Source organism: Lunatimonas lonarensis (assembly GCF_000390185.1).
Lineage (GTDB): Bacteria > Bacteroidota > Bacteroidia > Cytophagales > Cyclobacteriaceae > Lunatimonas > Lunatimonas lonarensis.
Genome location: NZ_AQHR01000022.1, coordinates 1 through 19,624 on the forward strand (window position 1 = coordinate 1; position 19,624 = coordinate 19,624).

Below are 19,624 nucleotides of genomic sequence, written 5' to 3' on the forward strand. Positions count from 1 at the left end.
AATATAGGCAGATTTTGATCATTTACAAAATGCCTAATTCAATTCTTTTATTTGCTTCATCTACGGTAAATGCACTGATTGGGGTGTTCAGGTTAAACAGTGCCAGGGCTTCCCCATATTGATCAAACACGAAGATTTCGGTTTATCCTCTTCCCAATTTCATTATTTCCTGGTCTGTGTTTCCGGAATATAACCCAAAGACCAAATCATCCCCCAGAAGCGCGTCCATATAAGCCAGAGGCTGATCCGACTGAACAATGGGAGATTGGTTTCCTGGTGAACCTACAACTATGAATTGAGGTATATGATTTGGAGGCCCGTCGATGGAAATAATGTCTCCAGTCTTTTTGTCAAAAATTTCCAGACGATCCCTAAGAATACATGCTTTCAGATATTTGTTGGTTTTTGGGTTTCCCATTAACTTCCCTTGGTGCAAGGAAGCTATAATTTCGGAAGAGTAATTTCCCGGTATTGGTTTTTCCCATTTCCATTTAATTTTGTGCCATCTATTTTATATTCCACAAATTTGTCCTCACCCCTTACCAAATAGGTCATCAGTGTACTATCTGAGCTCCATGTCAATCCCATGGCCAGAAAAAAAACTTCTTTTTATTTTATTTGACGAACGGATAGCTTTTCAGATGTTTCCTACAAAGGGAATTGGGATAAGGTCTTCGCTGAAAGCCCGTAAGTCCAAAAGTAGTCCGGTTCAAGACCACTTTCCATCGTCCAGACCAAAGGCGTCTCCCCAGGCCCATATCCAACCATCCCCATAGGATAGAGGCATTCCCAACTATCTGTGCCGATAATATGAGTAAGGTATCCAATCTCCGATTCATCAGAAATCACCAACTTGTTTTGTTTAAACAGTATGCTTCCCGGCGTTACTATTTCTTCAAAAACATGCTTTACTCCCGTAAGGGAAGAGACTGTGGTAATACTGGGTCTGTCAATTTTTTTTTTGTGGAACCCTGATCTGAATTTGGTTCCGAGCAGGCAGAAATCAAGAAAAAACAACCTATCCAGGTAAGCCGATTTTTGCCAAAACTAGCACAGCATTTATTCTTTAAATAAAAATAATTGCTGTGCTTAAAGGTTTCAATCCCATTCATGACAGGTACAGGTTGTGACTCCATCGATTTTTTTTGATTTCTCCCAAGCATTTCCATCTTTATCTTCACAGAAAATGGTATAATTTCTAGCGCAACAAACAAATTGACATCCTCCATCTGCTTCGGCATCAAACGAACTGAACAACCCAATACTCATGGCCACCACACCCGCAACTCCCGTGGATTTCTTAAAAACTTGGCACGGCTCTTTGACTCAAAGCAAAATGTCCCCAAGATCAAATTCCACCAAAGGGCGTTCTTCCAAGTAGTTAATGCCATATATTCGGTTTGCCTTACGATCCACACTAATATCAGTGACCCCAACTTCGAGTTTTATTTTTTTTAGAGGGTTGCCCAGGTGGTCGAATACATGAATCTCATCACAGATAGTTGCCCTATGAACATTTTTTGAGGGGTCCTTCCCGTAAAACAAACCATATACATATTTCTCATCACTGCTCAGCCTGACATACATTGAGTTTCGGGGGCCCTTAATCATTCTGCCATCTTCAAATGTGACCTTACCTTCATAGTTGGTCTCCAGGTCCAATCTATTGGTATTTAGTTCATTGCCAAGCGTATCGTAGACGCTTATCATCCCAAAATCCCTGTATACCTTGAAGATTCTATCTTGCCTAGGGCTGATGGTATAAATTCCAGTGTAATAGTCGCCATACGACATATTGGAAACCTGTTTCAATAGGGGATTTTCGGGAAAAACACCTAACTCGGCAACTGGACTTCCGCTGTGGTCGATTTTGATAAAATGCCTTTTTTTGTTGAAGGTAGTCAAGATATAACCGGATGGAACGGGCAAAAAGTACCAAAGGAACTCTTGTACCCTAGGGTGCTTGATAGAGGCTATGGGGTGAAAGGCCCGTTGCATTAGGATGGAATCCAGGCTGTATTTTACCATTTTTGTGGATCCATCCACGATGTAGATGTCTCTATTATGGGTATGTAATGAAATAGGCGTCATGATTTCTTCAGGTCCCTCCCCTAAAGGTATTCCATCAATGACATAAGAAAAATCGCGTTTGTTGTAAATAGATAAATTGGATTTACTGTTTATCGAAGACAAAACGATTAGATAATCGTCAATATGGCTTAATCTAAGGTCATCACGGATTTCAAAGGTTGGATGATTTGACAGTACAACTAAAGAGACTTCTTCGGGGAATTGGATAAGCTGTTCCTTGGGGTCTCCACGCGCGCATGACCATAAAATCAAAATGGCAAAGATATTAATAATGATTGCTCTAGAATTGAGCTTAGGGAAAATCCCTACGGGATTTTCCCTAAGACGGGCTTGATGCAAGGCATCCGCTCGGTCATCAAGCACCCCGCTGTTAACAATTGGGGGAAATACTGTTTTGTTCATTCTTTATTTTCTTCTATAATTCCAGAAACTCACAGGGTGTCCGCCTTGCTCCACATCGCACCGATCACTATCATCAAATTCACAATAACTACTTTTACATTCTTCAAAGCCCATGTGGCTGCAGTTGGGTAAGCTTCCGCCAAACAATTCGGTTTGGAAGGTGCTAAATAACCCGACACTCATAGCTGCCACCCCTGTCGCCATGGCGGCTTTTTTCAATGTCATTTTCTTTTTCATGGTTTTAATTATTTAAAGTTAACATGTGATAAACCTACACATAAAAAACAAAAACAAAAATAGGTTTAAGGCTATTTCCCGCGAACTGACCGCTTTTTCCCGTGAACTGACCGTTTTACCTTTTAAACGAAAGGGCTACTACAGTTACCTCCCTTGATAAATAAGGGAATCGATATGCGACCGCTTATGTCTCCTGTTTTGTCTTGGCAATCCGTAGCCCGAGGGGCTACCACCACCATACCCCGGGGCTGCCGCCTCGGAAAAGCCATCTATTACCTCCCTCCCAACCCCAAAGTAGGTTGAATGGATGCCTACCCAGGAGGAAAATGCTTCGAATAGGGAGTCCCATTCACACGACCGTTGTGTATGGAAAACTGCGAACGGTACTGCAGAAGGGTTCAACCCCGCACGGGGTTGGGGGGCGCTGTGCCTGTTATTGCCGTGGGTTGGCACCCACGGTTATTGTTGGAACGGCCCTTCGGGCCTGTAGTGAACGGGAATACTTGGCGTATAGGTATTGCCTAACTTGAAAATTTTAAACCAGATGGTCTTCCACTCCTCGGGTACTGCACCTTTTGTTAAGCCTATGGGTTTATCTAGGAAATCTATGGTAATCTGTGTAAACCTGTGGTTAACAAAAAATATCCAACCTGGAGATCAAAAATCAAATAGTATAGATACCGCATAGATATCCTTTTTTTAATTTTTAATTCAATATTTGGTACTTCATTTACGCTGTTAACGCGATCCGGAATGATGGCCGCTTATCTGATGAACTTGATGAAGTTTAGGACTTGGGTTATACTAAGAGCCTCTAACGGAGATAAAAGGATTTGCTTCGTCTTAATATTTCCATCAACGACACGCTAAAGAACCCCCAGAATTGTGTCAGTTGATTGGTAAAGGCATTACGGTTACCCCTCTTCCCTCGTTACGCAGTATGGCAATTGTAATGCTTTGTTGCCTGTTTTCACGAATAATGTGTCCCATATTCGAAATCAATTCGGCGGGATCAATGATCCGCAATTGCTCAAAGATAATGGCTTCAAAGTTCTCGGGAGCGATCTTGGTGATTTTCCCATCTTTTTCAATTATGTTGTTGCGTCCAAAGAATACCTGTACCTTGTGAGCACTCGGATATTCAGCTTGGACAGCTGTAATTTTTTTCACTGCCTTAAAAAATTTTCCATGAAAATATTCATGGGTCATCAGTGATACATTGTAGGCCGCTTTTTTTAGAAAACCTCTTTTCTCCGTTTCACGAACTAGAAACATGGCAAAATCTTCCGGTTGGTAATTGGTCAACTCCGACACCTCTTTTTCTATATGATCAATGGTCAATGAGATATTCTTTGTTTTTTTCCACTCTTCGAAAACCTCCTTTTTGATTTCCTTTTTTTCGGGGGACCTTTCATATAAAATGCTCGTTTTTACCTTGGGATAAGCTTGCTGCAACGCTACCATCTTCTCAAATGCCAATTCGTCAAAAAACGGAAACTCTGTACCGGTAAACTTTTCATTTTCATCCAAAGCAAAATAGGCCTCCCGGAGTGCATACAAGTCCAATTTATTCAGATCCAATTCATACTGATCTCCGTCTTTAAATCCCTCGGATAGCAATTGCTCAAAATTGTTTGAGTATTGAGATGGCGTGGATTGAAATGGGGTGGATTGAAATGACGGGGATTCAAATTGTCGGCTGGATGATAAAAAAACGGTCAAGAGAGCAGCTATCAGCATACTGACCGATTTGAGTACACTGGATTTTAGAGGTGAACTGATTTTGCCCATCATAATTATCCTGCTTTTGGTGGCGGAAAAATTGAATGGACTGCTCATGGACATCGCACCCTGCTTGCCGGAAGTTTTATTTAACAAAAGCCACTGGTATGCTGCTTTTTCCCGGAAGGTGGCATTAACAGCCTCATCTGCCAGAAACTCGTGATTAAGCTGGATCGCCTGCTTATAAAGTAGGTATAGAGGATTAAACCAGAAAACAATTTTAAGACATTCCACCAGCAAAATATCCCAACTGTGTTTCTGGCGAATATGGGTCAGTTCATGGCATAGGATCTCTTTTTCAATCCGTTGGAAAGATTCCTTTTCAACAAACAGAAAGTTCAAAAATGTATAGGGTATGGTTTTATCGGCTAGCAGCACATAGGTGCATTCAGTATCCTTTCGGGTCGGATTAGTTCGTATTAACCGAATGAGTTGGGCCAGTTGTAGCATAAAGCGGATTGAAAAGAAGATTAATCCGATTAAATACATGCCCAAGAATATAGCATTCCAGTTTAAGGTAGTTACGGTTGGAACTTGGGAGTTCACCTCATTTCCCCCCTGATCCAAGCCGTATGGCTGTGTTTGAATTTCAGCGGGACTCTCCTCTATCTCCACAGAGGTGAATGGCGCAGCAGGCTCAAAAAGTAAGCTTTCCGTGATTTGGACACCAAATGGCAATTCAAGAAACGGAACAATCAGTGAAAAGCTGAGCGCAAATAGCAGGTAGAATCTATTGAACCGGAACATGCTTTCTTTGGCCAAAAAGGCCCGGTAGAAAACATAGAAGATAACCAAGGCAATACTGGCCTTAACGATATACGCTATCATGGCTTTTGGGATTTAAGTTGTTCTTCGATTATTTTTTTCAGTGCTTCCAACTCTCTCATATCCAATTCCGTCTCTTGGGTGAAAAAGGAAGCAAATTGGGCTGGGGAATCGTTAAAGAAGTCTTTGATCATGGTGTTTACCTTTTTGGAGAAATAATCGTTTTTTTCTACCAATGGGAAGTACGCCCTGGAGTTGCCGTACAGTTCAAAGTAGATGGCGCCTTTCTCTTGCAGCCGCTTCAGTAATGTGGCCACAGTCGTATTGGCTGGTTTGGGATCGGGATAGGATTCCAAAATATCCTTCATAAAGACTCTGCCTTTTTTTTCCCAAATCAAATTCATAAGTTGCTCTTCAGCGTTTGAAAGATTCATTCTCTATTTTTATAGAATTCGTTCTACAAATATAGAACATAAAATAAGAATTAAAAATTACGGACTAAAAATTTCGCAACTAACTGAGGGGAATTTGATTCATGCGCTATTTTCACTCCGTTTAGTTTGTTTAGTTTGCTATTGGCAAAGAGTAACGGGTACGGTTTTGCCGGAATGGGGCTGCAACTTCAATCAATGCCGCTGCCAACACAAAAAGGTTAAATACATCCGATAAACCAAGGGCTTCGCCCTCGCTAGATTTTTGACTCTTGTATCCAATTCCTTTATTGACTTTGTATGGAGCGTGGTGATAAAGGCAGGTTTAAGGGGCGTGGTGTCTGTCAGTGAAAATTCGTTAAAAATCTAAAAGCTATTATATTGAATTTACTCATTATATTGAGTATTTTTACTCAATATAATGAGTAAAATATTATGACCTATCAAAGGACAGAAAAAGCAGGTTTGTTAAAACGGCTGAAAGACGAACCCAGGAGATTTATACAGGTCATCTACGGACCTCGACAGGTAGGTAAGACTACCTTAGTAAGGCAGGTGATGGAAGATCTTGATTTCCCTCACTTGTCGGTGGCCGCCGATGCAGTTCCTGCCGGAGATGGTATGTGGATTGCAATGCATTGGGAAACCGTCCGGATCCGACAGCAACAGCAAGCTGACAAACCTTTTCTTTTGGTAATCGATGAGGTTCAGAAAATCAACAATTGGTCCGAGCAGGTCAAAGCCGAATGGGACAAAGACACCGCAGATGGCAGGGATATCAGGGTTGTCCTGTTGGGTTCATCCAGGTTGATGCTACAGCAGGAACTCACCGAGTCTTTGGCAGGTAGGTTCGAATCCACTTACTTGGGGCATTGGTCCTACAAGGAAATGAAGGATGCATTTGGTCTCACAGCTGAGGAGTTTGTGTGGTTTGGAGGATATCCGGGTGCAATTACGCTAAAAGAAGATGAAGACCGATGGAAAAGCTATGTCCGTGACGCACTTTTGGAAACGAGTATATCAAAAGACATCCTTATGCTAACCCGGGTGGATAAGCCTGCCTTGATGAAGCGTTTGTTTGAGTTGGGCTCAGCCTATTCCGGACAGATCCTGAGCTATACCAAAATCATGGGACAACTAACCGAGGCAGGCAACACCACCACCTTGGCCAATTACCTGGAATTACTCCATGATGCCGGCCTACTGGGAGGCATTGAAAAGTATAGTCCCAATATGATCAGGAAACGCGCTTCCAGCCCCAAGTTTCAGGTTCACAATACAGCGATCATGTCAGCGATTTCCAGCGAAAGTCTTGACACCATCCTTAAAAACCAAGAAGCCTGGGGAAGGTGGGTGGAATCTGCCGTAGGTGCTCACCTGATCAATCAGGCATTTAAAAACAAAAAACTAACTATCCACTATTGGCGGGAAGGCAATGACGAGGTGGATTTTGTAGTTGCCTACAAAAACCAAGTGATTGCCCTTGAAGTGAAATCCGGAAAAACAGGAAAGCTATCCGGTTTGGGCGCTTTTGATGAAAAATTCAAACCTGCAAAATCCCTCTTGATCGGGGAGACGGGGATTCAATGGCAGGAATTTTTGCAAATGGACGTGTTGGATTTGTTTTAAAAGGCAGACCTTGTGGCTGTAACTATCGGGTGTATCAGGGATAAAAATATTTTGTACCCACTTGGTAATCATTACTTAAAGGGATATTTTAAAATTTTACTCAATATACTGAGTAAAATTACGCAAGGGAAGGTCATAGGTATTACCGAAAATCTAAACCAGGCATTTCGTTTCTGTAAAAACACCTAGATGGCTGGGTAATCCATTGACGGAAAGTAACATACCGGGAGATATTGATCCGTTTCACTGCAAAAAAGAACGTCCACTATTTCTGGGATAGTATCCGGTAAAACAGGATCATTGGATTTCTTTCCTCTTCCCCATCATGAACCCTCAAAATAGAATAATACAGGTCCCCCTTCATCGGCTTTGGAATGATTTCTTCTGTCAACTCCCGATCAAATAGCTGCCTTAAATGAATCAGGGGACGGTTGTTCTCCAAATCAATTACCACGTAATAAGAACGATTTTCATATACAACACGTAAAAATGCATAGCTATCGGAGATGACTACATGGTTTATCGCCAACTGATGTATTTTGTCAAATCCAGTCAAATGAAGCAGGTATTCCGGAACCAAGTAATCCTCCTCCTTTCTAAAAATAGTATCGCTGTTATTGTGCGATGATATATCTTCCCGTATGATTGGCAAATAAAACAAGTTCGCGTTTTTTACCCGACTTAATATCCTAGGGACTGGATGGATAATGGTGTAATTTGAGTGATAACCGTAAAGCGGCCTTTCCCAGTGTGTGACTTCAAGGGTTTTTGGTTCAATTGAGCTTACCAGTACCTGACGAGGTTTTTCCTTGGTACCATGGAGCGTCTCCTGAACGACCAATAGGGTGTCATCGTCCTTAAAAAAAGAAATTGGATGTCCAGGCAGCCTTTGGCTTGAGGAATAGTAATCACCATCCAGGTCATAGGAAATCACCATCCTTTTTTGCCAATCTGCCACAAATACAAAATTTTCCTTTTCATCCAAGTGAATCGCATAGGGCATACTGTATTCGGCGGGACCTTCTCCCGTCTCTCCGATTGTTTGGAGAATACTACCGGTGTAGTCAAATTTCAAAAGTCCCTGTTTATTGTCTAACAGGAGAAAGAAGTTCTCTGAGAAGGCTATATCCTGGACTCCTGTAAGTGGAGGATTTCCCGGAGCCTCAAGGTTTATGGTGTCTAGAATTTCGATTTGCAATTCCGGTGAATCGCCCAACAAAAAATCCTTCTGGATCGCTATGGCTTGAGGAGACAGCACGGCATCTGACATGTCTTTATCTCGACAGCTTTCCAGTAGAAAAACGAGCAACAAAAATCTGGTATGCCTCATGTTAAATTATTGAAATCGTAGGTTGCCGCTGTTTCTTTCAGGTGGCGTTTCCAAAGGATTTACAAACTACTTGAATGACACTGCTTTTGTATGCTAGATTGTGTACGTTGGCAATCCCCAGCCCGAAGGGCTGCCACCACCATAACCCGGGGCTGCCGCCCCGGAAAAATCCTCTCCCCCCACCCTCCCAACCCCGAAGTGGGTTGATTGAATGCCTGCCACCGAGGAAAATGCTTCGAATAGGGAGTCCCTTTCACCCGAACGTTGTGTATGGAAACCTGCGAACGGTCCTGCGGAAGCGTCCAACCCCGCACGGGGTTGGGGGGCGCTGTGTCTGTTTGTACCGTGGGTTGAATAGAGCTCATTGTTGTTAAGATGGTAAAGGAATGCGGATACACACCTATGCCTTTGGTGGATTCAAATACATACTTTTATTTTGGAATTAAGGAGTGAAAGAGGCGTTGTTTGTGGATAAAATTAGATAGAAAGGTTTTATATTTTTCATAATGAAACATCACTCTATTAAAGGTAAATTAAAAACTGCAATTCCAGGATTTTCATCTGTTGTGAGGCCATACAATTGGTTTGTCGTTTCATTTACTACAATTCCCTCAATCGAACGGTCTAGGTTTAGTTGCACCAAGGGCTTTCCAGTATGAGTGAATACATATATTTTTTTGGCCAATACACTAGTTTCCCGGAATTCAAATTCACCGATACCACCATATAAGGCAAAAATATAACTTGACGTGATTGTCAGATCTCTGTATCGATACCTATTTTCCTCTAGTGGAATATATAGACTAGCTGAATTATCCTTCCCCATCATTTTGAATGTAGGCAGCTCTAGGTCTGGCCCGTCGACGGTGATAAATTCTTTAGTCTGATAATCGAAGATTTCAAGTCTGTCTCTAAAAATACATGCGTGCGCATAAATTTTATATCTTGAATTGCCCTTGAACCATCCATCATTCAATCTAAAAAGGTCGAAAAAATCAAGGTAGGGATGTTGACTCACTTTTTCCCATTCTCCATAGCTATTCAATTCTACTCCATCTTTAGAAAATTCAATTAGTCTATGCTTATTTTCCACAGAAATCCCCAAATAACTTGTGTCTGATAAAGGTGAGATTCTAACTACTTTAAACATAGATGATGGTTGCCTATATTCATTATTGGCTAGTCTACTCGAATCGTGCAAATTGAATTCCAAAAACTTCTTATCTTGCGAGCTATATGCCCAAAAGCTATCTGAGCTTTTTCCCTCAAAAAGAACTTGTGCTCCAGCTAGTTCAAGTGGGCCAGTTCCTCTGATCCCTTTCGCTCGGTAATAGGACCAACTTTTTGTATCAATTACATGTATGGGTGGGTTTTCCAATGACCCTCTATTACTTTCAAGAATAAAAAGGTAGTTTTCAATTATTTCTACTTTACTTGGGTTTAATATTTCGTCAAAGCTTTTTTTGGTTGAAGATATATTTATTGATTCGAGGTCTGTTTCTTTAAATATTTTATAATTATGACTCTCTTTTTTTTCTGAACAGGATATAAGAAATAAAAATGTAATTGTGTATATATGATACTTGTTCATATTTTTAAATTTTAATAGCTGAATTATTTAAACTTGGGTTAAACGCTCTTATCTTATTAAATTCGAAGATCAACCAAATGCTATCGTATGACTGATGTTCGAATCTGTAATTACGGACAAAACGTACAGTAACAGACATTTTCAATCTGAAATTCTGCACTAGAACGAGCTACACAGCCAGTACTTTTGATGTGACAACAAACATACGAGCATCCTTCATCCGCCTCCACGTAAAAGGGATTAAACACCCCTATATTCATAGCCAACACACCTGCACTCAATGTGGGTTTTTAAATGTCATTCTCCTTTTCATGTGTCTATAATTGATTTTCAAAGGTCACATGGAATCTCGCATTGCGGATAGTCATCCCAGTGTGTGTCGCTTGCGTCATGCTCGATTTCATGTGTTTATAATTTGCTCTTTAGCGGTCACAACTTAGTCCCGGTTCGTCGGAATGCATGCCTAAAGGTCGGCAGGCAGGGAATCTCTGTATGCCGGCAGGTCGCGTGGTTGCCCCGTGTAGCTATCGGAGCATCCCAGTGTGTGACGGCTACGTCATGCCTGCTAGTCTGGTAGGCAGGCTCGATTTCATGAATTTAATAATTTTGGTTTAACAAATAAATAACTCCCAAAAAAAAATACTAAAAATTTAATAGGTTTGAGGAAGATTAATGTAAACTGACCAAATTCTCCCGTGAATTGAGCGTTTTACCTTGTGAACGAAAGGGTACCTAAATCTAACTCCTTAATGATGTGGGAAAAAATATGTAACAACTTATGTCTACTGTTTTGTCTTGGCAATCCCCAGCCCGAAGGGCTGCCACCACCATAACCCGGGGCTGCCGCCCCGGAAAAATCCTCTCCCAAAGATTACAGGGGCCTTATTTCCAACGTTATGGTATCTTTGAGGCGGTTCGGCAAATAGGTAAAGGCAATTCGATAAAGCGTATCGCCATGGTTGCTCGCCAACCTAGGGTCACTTATCGGGATGGTTTCTTTCTCAAAGTGGAGTTGTTTAGGATCATAAAAAAGCATAAGATCAGCACTTTCGGTTTTGATGACCACTCTACCAGGTTCAGATACTTCACATGGTAGGCCGGTCATTAGATGCAGGATGATTTCCCCCTTTCTGCTTTTCAATTCAAACGCATCAGAAACAGTGACTTTCTTCCCCGGCACTAATTCATAGCTTCGCAGCCAATGCGTTATTTCAGCTTCCGGGGGATATGCCCCTGAGATATCCGATTGAAAAACGGGATATTTTCCACTCTTGGTAAACCTCGTGTCCCGCGCCTTAAACTGACTTCCCGCCTTTTGAGCCATTCCGTTGATCAGAGGAAGGTTGTGATAATTGGACTGCATGGTCCAAATGGAATACCTATGTTCGCTAAAGGTCTCCCTTGTATAGGTTCCCACCCCTACATCCAAGAAAACCGGATACCCATCATAATAAAGCATAAAGGATCCCACGTCGTTGTGGTTGTGCTGTTCATTGTTGTTCCCCCCTTTTGCGGCAAGGTAAAATCCATCGGTACTGCCTTCGTTTTCCCGCACCAGAAAGGCCTCCAGGTTTTCGAAATAATGATGGGCAATTAAGGGCTCATTAGCAGGGGTGGACTCCCACTCTCCCAAATAAAATAAGTTGAGCAGCGCTTCACCCAGCCTGCTTTCTCTAATACTTTCACCATGGGACTGCTCTTTCAGCAAAAAGGCTCCAAATTGCTCCATGGTCTCGTCCTCGATGGCTTTTCCAAATCGAAAAATCCTTCCTGCATCGTGATTGATTTTCAGTTGGGAATCGGCAAAGTTGAGATAATAGTTGCCATTGGAGATATAGGCCCTATAAATATAGCGTCCCATATCTTTGATGATAGGATGGTCAAAGATGGAAATTTCACCACCGGAGAAAAGGCTCAAAATCTCCAGAAAGTCAAACATCTTTCCACCCGCATGAGACCAATACCCCGGCCCTTCACTACAGGCCCCATCATCAGGATACGAATTGATGAATAAATCCAATGACTGCATCGCCTTGTAGATTCCATCCAGCTTTTGCCGGGGATCTTCTTCCATTATCAAAATCGTGACCAGCATGTTGTAGCTGCACCAAGGTGTCCAGTTGTTCACACGCCCTTCATCCCATCCGGTGATCCACCAGAAATCATTTCTATTGTAGTAGGGAGTTAGTACTTTCCGATAAATCTCACTTTTCAATCTATTGGCAATTACAGGACTAATTTCATCAAAAGCTTCTTTGAAAAAATAGTAAACCCATGCCAAGTCGGTACCCATATCACCTACCATAAGGTCAATGATGGGATTATCCATATCAGGAACCACGGTGGTGGGGTTGGATATATTACCTTCAAACCCATAGAGGTAAAAATGGGCTGAACTCCCCCAGTAGGTCTGCTCACAAAGTGCAAATACACCGTTGACAAGGTCATCCAAAAACCTGCCATTGCCCTCTATCAACTCAGCCATTGCCAAGCTGAACAGGGCTCTTCTTCGCTGACCCATGGTACCGGCATCCTGGCTTCGGTCTCCAGACCTTGTAAACTCCAGGTATTGAGTAGCCTTGACGGTAGGCCAGTTAAACCCCATGTATTGCTCGGCTTGTTGGATGGTGTGTTCACGAAGCCCTTTTGGCAACGATTCCCACACCTCTCTTTCTTGATATGCCGGAAATGGCCGCCAACTTTGGCTTCTGTCAATTACAGTGCTTATTTTCTTCCGGGTGAAGTTTGACGCCAGTAAATCCCTCTTGGCCTGGGCACTTACATCTATGTACACCAATAGGAAAACGCAAACCATCAAGACTCTCATAGTAACCATTTATCATCATTGCAACTAGTGCAATGTACCAATTTGATCCTAGAGTTAAAAGGGGAAAAAACCTTCGCCTACCTTAACTCATAAACAAAATAGACAAAGTCTTCCTGTTCTACATCGCCCGTGTACTGCTCCCTGAGTAAAAGCCTCCCTCCCGGCAGGAGAAGTTTCTCTTCCCTTACGTCGCAGTTCACCGGAAATGGCACTTCCCTTTCTTGGGGTTCACCGTTTTGGAGTAGGACAAAATAAAACAGGGATGGGTCCATAAAGGGAAAGTAACCCGAATCGGACTCCTTGCGCAGGGCTACCGTCGGTTCGGGAAGTCCACGGAAGTACAGTATGCCGATACTCTCCTCGTCAAATTGGAACAGGCCCACATTCTTGGCATTGTTGGCCGCCGAAAAGGAATGGTGCGAAAACTCCATCCGCTCCAACAATGAAAAATCCCGGATAAGATCGTATACGCCTACCTGATTAGACCGGTGAAAGGTAAGGTAAAGCCTTCCCGCTTCGCTATTCAAGTGGTACACTGGGACCGGACGGACATCCTTGCGCGTGTCATCCACTTCGAAATGGGGCAGCAGGTCGGTATCGTAGGGCATTACCCACTCCAACTCACCTTTTTCAGGGTTGAATTGCTCCACCAATTTTGTGGCAATTTCTTCAGGGAGTGCTTCGCCCAACCCAACACCGACCCCTGAGAAGAAACTGGTGAAAAAATAGAGATCTGCTGCGGACGGAAGCCGGTAATACGGAACGGCATACCTAGGACCGGTATAAAAATTGATCCCAGCATAGGAAGAGAAACGGATGCGATGCTCCACCTCCCAAGCCTCATTGTAGCGAATTTGCTCCCTGGAACTCTGTGCAAGAAAGCCCTCTTGTTCCCGATTAAAGGAAAGTGCCACCAGATTGGAGCTGTATTCATGGGGGCCTTCACCCCGCCTGTTTACGGCTTGCAGCAGGTTGCCTCCTTGATCCAGCAGCAAAAACTCCCCGGTTACCTTATCGACGGCCAAGAACTGCTTTTTTTCTGGATGATAGTCCAACATACGTAGGTCTGTCTCCCGATGTACCGTAAACGAATCCACCTTCTCCAGTACATAAAATCCCCGCTCACTGGATCCGGAACTGTCCCTAGGTTCGCAGCCAACACCCGCCCATATGAATGCGAGTAGCGAAAAAATAAGAAGGAGCTGCTCCCTGTGTCGATGTGAATCTTTAACCATTGGGTTGGCTATGTTTGGATAGAAATTCTCCTAAACTACTAGTTTTAAATAGCCCGTGCAACCATTTATATAAATTATATAAAAAACATAGGGTTTTTAGGAAAACACCCCCTCTATTGGCCTAAAATGGCAGGAACTTTCCGCCCGCCTGAATACCTCCTCTAAAAAACGTTACCCATTCTCAATACCCGTATTTCTTCCCCCATAACTTTTGGAGGTGCCTTCGAAGCTCATTTTCCCGGGGATTGGCACCGGGATCGTACAATTTGGCGTTTTTCAGCTCATCGGGCATGTATTCTTGGCTGATGAAGTTGTTTTCATAGTCATGGGAGTACTTGTATTCCTTGCCATAGTTAAGGTCCTTCATCAGCTTGGTGGGCGCGTTGCGCAAGTGCAGGGGAACCGGCAGGTCACCCTGCTGTCGGACGAGGGACTGGGCCTGATTGATGGCCAGGTAGCTGGCGTTTGACTTTGGCGAGGAGGCCAGGTAGGTCACACATTGGGACAAAATAATCCGGGCTTCCGGATAGCCGATCACATTGACCGCCTGAAAGCAATTGGTCGCCAGGAGAAGGGCATTGGGATTGGCGTTGCCAATATCTTCCGAGGCCAGAATAATCAGGCGCCTCGCAATAAACTTCACGTCTTCCCCCCCTTCTATCATCCTTGCCAGCCAATAAACCGCCGCATTGGGATCGGATCCACGTATGGATTTGATAAAAGCCGATATGATATCGTAGTGCTGCTCGCCGGATTTATCGTACAGGGCTACCTTCTGTTGGGCAATGGCCATTACTTTTTCGTCGGTAACCACCACCGGATCCTCCCCTATGCCCTCCAGCACAATCTCCAGTAGGTTGAGGAGTTTTCTCCCGTCTCCACCCGAAATACGCAGCAGGGCATCGGTTTCCCGCAGATCTACCCGCAGCTTCTTCAGTGCCGCATCGTTGGACAGCGCCTGTTGGATCATTTTCTCCAGCTCCGCCTTACCAAGTGCATTCAGCGTAAACACCTGGCAACGGGACAGCAGGGCAGCGTTTACCTCAAAGGACGGGTTTTCGGTAGTAGCTCCGATAAGGCGGATAACCCCCTTCTCCACCGCTCCCAGAAGCGCGTCCTGTTGGGATTTATTGAACCGGTGGATTTCATCGATAAAAAGCACTACGCCCTGCTGAAACCGGGCTTTTTCGATCACCTCCCGGATGTCTTTGACTCCCGCGCTGACCGCACTCAAGGTATAAAAAGGAGCCTTGACTTCGTTGGCAATGATATTGGCTATGGTCGTTTTGCCTACCCCCGGAGGACCCCAGAGGATCAGGGACGGTACATTCCCGGCTTTAATCGCCCTGTAAAGGAAGGACTTGGGAGAGGAAAGGTGATCTTGGCCAATGAGCTCCTCCAACTTGGAAGGCCTCATGCGCTCGGCAAGTGGCATAGCGTTCATCCTGCCAATTTACGACAAAATGGGCATGGATAACAAAACACCCGCCAATGACCCATGGTAAGATGTTAGAAAAGGATGGCGGTACTGCGTGTCCCTCCAACAACACCTCCAGGTATCCCTCGAGGGAAAGTATAGCGGAAGCCTTGCCATCCACTGTTGGTTACTTACCCAGTCCGGAAACCAATCCGGGATCAAAATCTCCCGTAGCCTCAATCACCATCAATTCCCCCTTTTCATCCCTGACGATAAGCACGATATCTTTGATTCGTGTTCCCCCTTTTCCATAGATCAGCACGCCTTCGCTACGTTTGCCTGCCTCCATCATCAACTCGAAACGCTCTCTCTCCAGCGATTTCTTCAGGGCATTGAACTCGGTGGACAATACGGTCGCTGAACCCGGAATTTTAATTAGTCGGATCTTTTCCATGGACTGACTGATCTTCTTTTTATCAGCTTCATTCAGGCTGACATTAAATGACTTGGCAAGGCCCAGAAAATTGCCTCCGAGATCCAGGTGGAAAAAATCTTCGGACGATTTATATTTTTGGTAGAGGGCTTCCACACTTTTACTTTGGCCAAATCCGGATTGTAGGTAGGAAACGGCGAGCAATAACAAAATCAGCTTCTTCATTTTTGGTTTTTTTTAAAGGTCAACAGCTTGTAGGCATTGGTACCGTCGCTCAGGCGACGATAATTTTCTTTGGTTTATTTCTTGGGGTTCTTCCCTTTTCCGTACTGGTCCATGCCCGGCATATTGGTTTTTTCGGCCAGCATATTCAGGTCCTTGTAAGTAAAACTCCCCAACATGCTTAGCAGGGTAAAGCTTTCCTTGCTTCCGGTCAGCATCAATAGCTCCTTTACCAAACCGTTTTCTTCCCGGATCATAAACTTGGTGCTGGAGGTTTTATCCGCCACGTCCATCAAGTCCTCGTAGCGGTTTTTGCTGAGGGTATTCATGGCTTCGGTAAAGAGCTTCTGCCCCTCCACGTTTTCTCCACTTAGAATCCGAATGCCCCGGACCTTGGAGATAAGCTCTCCCAAATCCTTTGCTTCGGGATCGCTTGCAGTTGCTCCGGATTTCAAAAAACCGCCTGCCATCTGCATCATTTTGGGACTAATAAAGACCCGCGAAAACCGGTCGTCTTCCATGTACTTCCCAAAGAACCGCTCAATCGCATCATCCTGTGCCTGCACATAGGTCAGCACCATAAAACATCCTAGAAGTGCCAGTAACTTTTTCATTTTTCTTCTCCCGTTTCCGTAATATTGAACAATTGCCCGGCGGTATTCAAATGGCGAAAATCCGCCATCAATTCCAGCTCGGCAGTACCCTTTGCCATGTTAAATTGGATCAACTGAAAAGCCTCCACCACCTGAAGGTAGGCTGCTTCCTGCTGCCGCTGCTTCTCTACAGTGTACCAGTATGCAAGCAGTAAAACCCCTCCCAGAAAGACCGCTGCAACGCGCATGAATACGATCCATGAAAAACCTTTTCCTCTGCGCTTTGGCTGTTCCATCGCTGTCTCGAGCTTGGCAAGCTGGTCAGCTCCGGCGAGGAAATCGCGCAGCTCAGGGTATTGGTCTGTCATGCCCAAGAGCCGCTTCAACTCCCCTTCCTCCTCTAAGGAAGTATCTCCCCCCCAGTACTTTTCGACTAAATACTTCAGCCTATCATCCATGTCATTTCTCTTTTAGGTATTCCCGAAGTGCCTTTCTGGCGCGGTGCAGGTTCACCTTCACCTGCTCAACCGAGACCTCCAAATAGTCGGCTATCTCAGAATAGGTCAATCCCTCTATTTCCCGTAGGTGGAAAATCTCCCTTTGCTTTTCCGGCAATGACCTGACAAAGCGCATTACCCACTGGGTACGGTGGTCAGGAGAATCTTCTTCCGAAGGTTCCTCGAACATCTCAAGCCCCTCCAATCCGGAAGTCCGCCGCTGAATCTTTACTTGATGGAGCGATTCGTTCTTGAGGGTGCGAACCATCCACCCGGCCGGGTTCTGAACCTGTTTTAGAATATCCTCTTTGTTCAACGCTTTTTCGAAAACCGTCTGCAAGATATCCTGTGCCAAGGCCCGGTCTTTTACCCAAAGGTAAGCGAGTCGGTAAAGCCTATTGCGGAGTGGCCAGATCTGGTTTTCGAAAAATGAGTTCATTTACGAGGATGAGGATCAGGTTGGCGAAATGTTACAGGAAACGAAAAAAATTCCCAAAAAAAGTAAAATCTGCTGCCATGATGTAGGAAGCCTTCGCGTGCTAAGGCGTAGGTTCCCAAGACGGGGGCACCGTTGACCTATACAGCCTTTGACCTATTGCCAAAGCTAGCCGGATGCTCAGCCCCGCATGCTCCCTAGCCGTCGGGTAAACTGCTCCAACATGTCGTCTGTGAAGTCCAAGTGGGTAACAAACCGAACCAGGTCCTTACCAAACTTCACAGCCTTGATCTGCGACTCAGCCAAGCGAGCTACCAGCTCCTCCGGCTTCATCCCCCTTAGGCGTGCTATGACGATATTGGTCTTAACCGGCATTACTTCCTCGAAAAACGGATGATCCACCATTGCGTCCGAGAGAATCAGCGCGCGACGATGGTCGTCCGCGAGGCGGGAAACATGGTGATCGAGTGCGTACAGCCCGGCCGCAGCCAATATCCCAGCCTGACGCATGCCTCCCCCCAAGGCCTTTCGGATCTTACGTCCCTGTTTGATGGCCTCTTTGGTACCCAAAAGCACCGAGCCAATCGGGCAGCCGAGCCCCTTGCTCAAACACACGGAAACCGTATCGAACTGCTCCCCCCAAGCCTCGGGTTGATCCCCTGTTACCGTGAGCGCATTAAAAATCCTGGCGCCATCCAAGTGAAGCTTTAGCCCCTTATCGCGGCATAGCTTTCGGATAGGCCGTACCTCGTCCAACGTATACACACTCCCGCCACCCTTATTCATGGTGTTTTCCAGTGAAACCAGCACAGACTCCGGCGCATGGTCATCGTCCGGATTGATGGCGTCTGCTACCGACTGCGCATCGATTTTCCCATAGTCCCCGTCCAACAGCCGAACAGACGCATGGGAATTGGCCATGATACCCCCTCCCTCATAGAGGTAGATATGCGAATTTTTATGACAGATAACCTCCGTCTGGGGACGCGTATGGAGGCGGATGGCGATTTGGTTGGTCATTGTGCCCGAGGGGCAAAACAGACCGGCCTCTTTTCCAAACAGCTGGGCCAGGCGATCTTCCAGCCGCTTCACAGTAGGGTCTTCCCCAAACACATCGTCACCCAAAGGAGCCTGCATCATCGCCTCCCGCATTCCCAGTGTAGGCTGGGTCAGCGTATCACTTCGTAAGTCTATTACCATAACATTGTTAGCATGTTCCTACTTCTTATCAAAATCGGGATGATTTATCGGCCTTTTTACTTAGCACATCCACCATATCGGAGAGTTCAAGGTTGAGCGCATTGGTGGAGATATGAATCTCGGACAGGCTGATAGCCAAGGATACCAATAGGCTTAGCATGCTGCCCATAAAGGTGATGTTTGCCGCTTGGTTGATTTCCTGGTAGAGCAAAAACATGCAGGCTACGCAAAGCAAAAAACTCAATACACCAAAAATCTGCATGTTTTTGATCATATTCACCCTCTTTTTTAGGTTTTTGATCTGTTCAATGATGACTTTCTCATCCGGTGCTTTCAAATACTGCTTATGCAGACCCCTAATTAAATTTGCCATCGCCAAAAACCGGTTGGTGTATGCCAGCATGAGCAGCGTAATGGCAGAAAACAACAGGGCCGGCGTAGATAATTGGAGTTCCATGGATTAAAAGTAATAAGATAAGCAAACAAACGCGCACAACTTTAGCTGA

General features: G+C 44.7%; 17 protein-coding genes. 2 read left to right on the top strand and 15 right to left on the bottom strand.

What is annotated here, in order from left to right:
* Positions 1 to 1,326: 1,326 nt before the first annotated feature.
* Complete coding sequence (locus ADIS_RS02700; protein ID WP_010852754.1) at positions 1,327 to 2,493, bottom strand: BF3164 family lipoprotein; 1,167 nt, start codon at positions 2,491 to 2,493, stop codon at positions 1,327 to 1,329.
* 3 nt (positions 2,494 to 2,496) lie between these two features.
* Entirely contained in the window at positions 2,497 to 2,730 is a 234-nt protein-coding gene (locus ADIS_RS02705; RefSeq protein WP_035804445.1) for a hypothetical protein, read from the bottom strand.
* Positions 2,731 to 2,904: 174 nt separating this feature from the next.
* On the opposite strand from ADIS_RS02705, the gene ADIS_RS23540 reads away from it, so the two are divergent.
* Positions 2,905 to 3,033: a hypothetical protein gene (locus ADIS_RS23540; RefSeq protein WP_262493029.1), complete on the top strand. Its 129-nt coding sequence runs from the start codon at positions 2,905 to 2,907 to the stop codon at positions 3,031 to 3,033.
* 585 nt (positions 3,034 to 3,618) lie between these two features.
* On the opposite strand, the gene ADIS_RS02710 is transcribed toward ADIS_RS23540, so the two are convergent.
* A complete protein-coding gene (locus tag ADIS_RS02710) occupies positions 3,619 to 5,340 on the bottom strand; it encodes a M56 family metallopeptidase (protein WP_010852759.1) in 1,722 nt (573 codons plus the stop codon).
* Positions 5,337 to 5,711 carry a BlaI/MecI/CopY family transcriptional regulator gene (locus ADIS_RS02715; protein ID WP_010852760.1) on the bottom strand — a complete coding sequence of 125 codons (375 nt, stop codon included), beginning with the start codon at positions 5,709 to 5,711 and terminating at the stop codon, positions 5,337 to 5,339. The genes ADIS_RS02710 and ADIS_RS02715 overlap by 4 nt, the downstream gene beginning before the upstream one ends.
* 432 nt (positions 5,712 to 6,143) lie before the next feature.
* Between ADIS_RS02715 and ADIS_RS02720 the strand changes: the two genes are divergently transcribed.
* Positions 6,144 to 7,337 carry an ATP-binding protein gene (locus tag ADIS_RS02720; protein ID WP_010852761.1) on the top strand — a complete coding sequence of 398 codons (1,194 nt, stop codon included), beginning with the start codon at positions 6,144 to 6,146 and terminating at the stop codon, positions 7,335 to 7,337.
* A gap of 265 nt (positions 7,338 to 7,602) precedes the next feature.
* Here the strand turns inward: ADIS_RS02720 and ADIS_RS02725 are convergent, their stop codons facing one another.
* The 11 genes from ADIS_RS02725 to ADIS_RS02780 all read right to left on the bottom strand — a co-directional run bounded on the left by ADIS_RS02725 (position 7,603) and on the right by ADIS_RS02780 (position 19,575).
* Positions 7,603 to 8,667: a 6-bladed beta-propeller gene (locus ADIS_RS02725; protein WP_155907084.1), complete on the bottom strand. Its 1,065-nt coding sequence runs from the start codon at positions 8,665 to 8,667 to the stop codon at positions 7,603 to 7,605.
* A 514-nt stretch (positions 8,668 to 9,181) separates the two neighbouring features.
* Entirely contained in the window at positions 9,182 to 10,258 is a 1,077-nt protein-coding gene (locus ADIS_RS02735) for a BF3164 family lipoprotein (protein ID WP_010852765.1), read from the bottom strand.
* Between the two features lie 871 nt (positions 10,259 to 11,129).
* On the bottom strand, positions 11,130 to 13,085 hold the full coding sequence (locus ADIS_RS02740) for a heparinase II/III domain-containing protein (protein ID WP_010852767.1): 1,956 nt from the start codon (positions 13,083 to 13,085) through the stop codon (positions 11,130 to 11,132).
* Between the two features lie 77 nt (positions 13,086 to 13,162).
* Positions 13,163 to 14,320: a hypothetical protein gene (locus ADIS_RS02745; protein ID WP_035804451.1), complete on the bottom strand. Its 1,158-nt coding sequence runs from the start codon at positions 14,318 to 14,320 to the stop codon at positions 13,163 to 13,165.
* A gap of 181 nt (positions 14,321 to 14,501) precedes the next feature.
* Positions 14,502 to 15,764 (bottom strand): replication-associated recombination protein A, encoded by a 1,263-nt coding sequence (locus ADIS_RS02750; RefSeq protein WP_010852769.1) that lies wholly within the window; start codon positions 15,762 to 15,764, stop codon positions 14,502 to 14,504.
* Between the two features lie 160 nt (positions 15,765 to 15,924).
* Positions 15,925 to 16,395 carry a DUF4252 domain-containing protein gene (locus tag ADIS_RS02755; protein ID WP_010852770.1) on the bottom strand — a complete coding sequence of 157 codons (471 nt, stop codon included), beginning with the start codon at positions 16,393 to 16,395 and terminating at the stop codon, positions 15,925 to 15,927.
* A gap of 74 nt (positions 16,396 to 16,469) precedes the next feature.
* The gene (locus ADIS_RS02760; protein WP_010852771.1) at positions 16,470 to 17,006 is read right to left on the bottom strand and encodes a DUF4252 domain-containing protein; all 537 of its coding nucleotides are present in this window, start codon (positions 17,004 to 17,006) and stop codon (positions 16,470 to 16,472) included.
* Positions 17,003 to 17,443 carry a hypothetical protein gene (locus tag ADIS_RS02765; protein WP_010852772.1) on the bottom strand — a complete coding sequence of 147 codons (441 nt, stop codon included), beginning with the start codon at positions 17,441 to 17,443 and terminating at the stop codon, positions 17,003 to 17,005. Before ADIS_RS02765 ends, ADIS_RS02760 begins: the two co-directional genes overlap by 4 nt.
* A 1-nt stretch (position 17,444) precedes the next feature.
* Complete coding sequence (locus ADIS_RS02770; RefSeq protein WP_010852773.1) at positions 17,445 to 17,921, bottom strand: RNA polymerase sigma factor; 477 nt, start codon at positions 17,919 to 17,921, stop codon at positions 17,445 to 17,447.
* Between the two features lie 177 nt (positions 17,922 to 18,098).
* The gene (locus ADIS_RS02775) at positions 18,099 to 19,118 is read right to left on the bottom strand and encodes a threonine aldolase family protein (protein WP_010852774.1); all 1,020 of its coding nucleotides are present in this window, start codon (positions 19,116 to 19,118) and stop codon (positions 18,099 to 18,101) included.
* Positions 19,119 to 19,146: 28 nt separating this feature from the next.
* Positions 19,147 to 19,575 carry a DUF2721 domain-containing protein gene (locus ADIS_RS02780; protein WP_010852775.1) on the bottom strand — a complete coding sequence of 143 codons (429 nt, stop codon included), beginning with the start codon at positions 19,573 to 19,575 and terminating at the stop codon, positions 19,147 to 19,149.
* Positions 19,576 to 19,624: the final 49 nt, after the last annotated feature.

Bases quoted from the DNA above. Each gene is read 5' to 3' on its own strand.
- ADIS_RS02775 (WP_010852774.1), bottom strand. From the start codon at position 19,118: ATGGTAATAGACTTACGAAGTGATACGCTGACCCAGCCTACACTGGGA.
- ADIS_RS02725 (WP_155907084.1), bottom strand. From the start codon at position 8,667: ATGAGGCATACCAGATTTTTGTTGCTCGTTTTTCTACTGGAAAGCTGT.
- ADIS_RS02740 (WP_010852767.1), bottom strand. From the start codon at position 13,085: ATGAGAGTCTTGATGGTTTGCGTTTTCCTATTGGTGTACATAGATGTA.
- ADIS_RS02735 (WP_010852765.1), bottom strand. From the start codon at position 10,258: ATGAACAAGTATCATATATACACAATTACATTTTTATTTCTTATATCC.
- ADIS_RS02760 (WP_010852771.1), bottom strand. From the start codon at position 17,006: ATGAAAAAGTTACTGGCACTTCTAGGATGTTTTATGGTGCTGACCTAT.
- ADIS_RS23540 (WP_262493029.1), top strand. From the start codon at position 2,905: ATGCGACCGCTTATGTCTCCTGTTTTGTCTTGGCAATCCGTAGCCCGA.
- ADIS_RS02700 (WP_010852754.1), bottom strand. From the start codon at position 2,493: ATGAACAAAACAGTATTTCCCCCAATTGTTAACAGCGGGGTGCTTGAT.
- ADIS_RS02720 (WP_010852761.1), top strand. From the start codon at position 6,144: ATGACCTATCAAAGGACAGAAAAAGCAGGTTTGTTAAAACGGCTGAAA.
- ADIS_RS02750 (WP_010852769.1), bottom strand. From the start codon at position 15,764: ATGAACGCTATGCCACTTGCCGAGCGCATGAGGCCTTCCAAGTTGGAG.
- ADIS_RS02755 (WP_010852770.1), bottom strand. From the start codon at position 16,395: ATGAAGAAGCTGATTTTGTTATTGCTCGCCGTTTCCTACCTACAATCC.
- ADIS_RS02780 (WP_010852775.1), bottom strand. From the start codon at position 19,575: ATGGAACTCCAATTATCTACGCCGGCCCTGTTGTTTTCTGCCATTACG.
- ADIS_RS02745 (WP_035804451.1), bottom strand. From the start codon at position 14,320: ATGGTTAAAGATTCACATCGACACAGGGAGCAGCTCCTTCTTATTTTT.
- ADIS_RS02765 (WP_010852772.1), bottom strand. From the start codon at position 17,443: ATGGATGATAGGCTGAAGTATTTAGTCGAAAAGTACTGGGGGGGAGAT.
- ADIS_RS02710 (WP_010852759.1), bottom strand. From the start codon at position 5,340: ATGATAGCGTATATCGTTAAGGCCAGTATTGCCTTGGTTATCTTCTAT.
- ADIS_RS02715 (WP_010852760.1), bottom strand. From the start codon at position 5,711: ATGAATCTTTCAAACGCTGAAGAGCAACTTATGAATTTGATTTGGGAA.
- ADIS_RS02705 (WP_035804445.1), bottom strand. From the start codon at position 2,730: ATGAAAAAGAAAATGACATTGAAAAAAGCCGCCATGGCGACAGGGGTG.
- ADIS_RS02770 (WP_010852773.1), bottom strand. From the start codon at position 17,921: ATGAACTCATTTTTCGAAAACCAGATCTGGCCACTCCGCAATAGGCTT.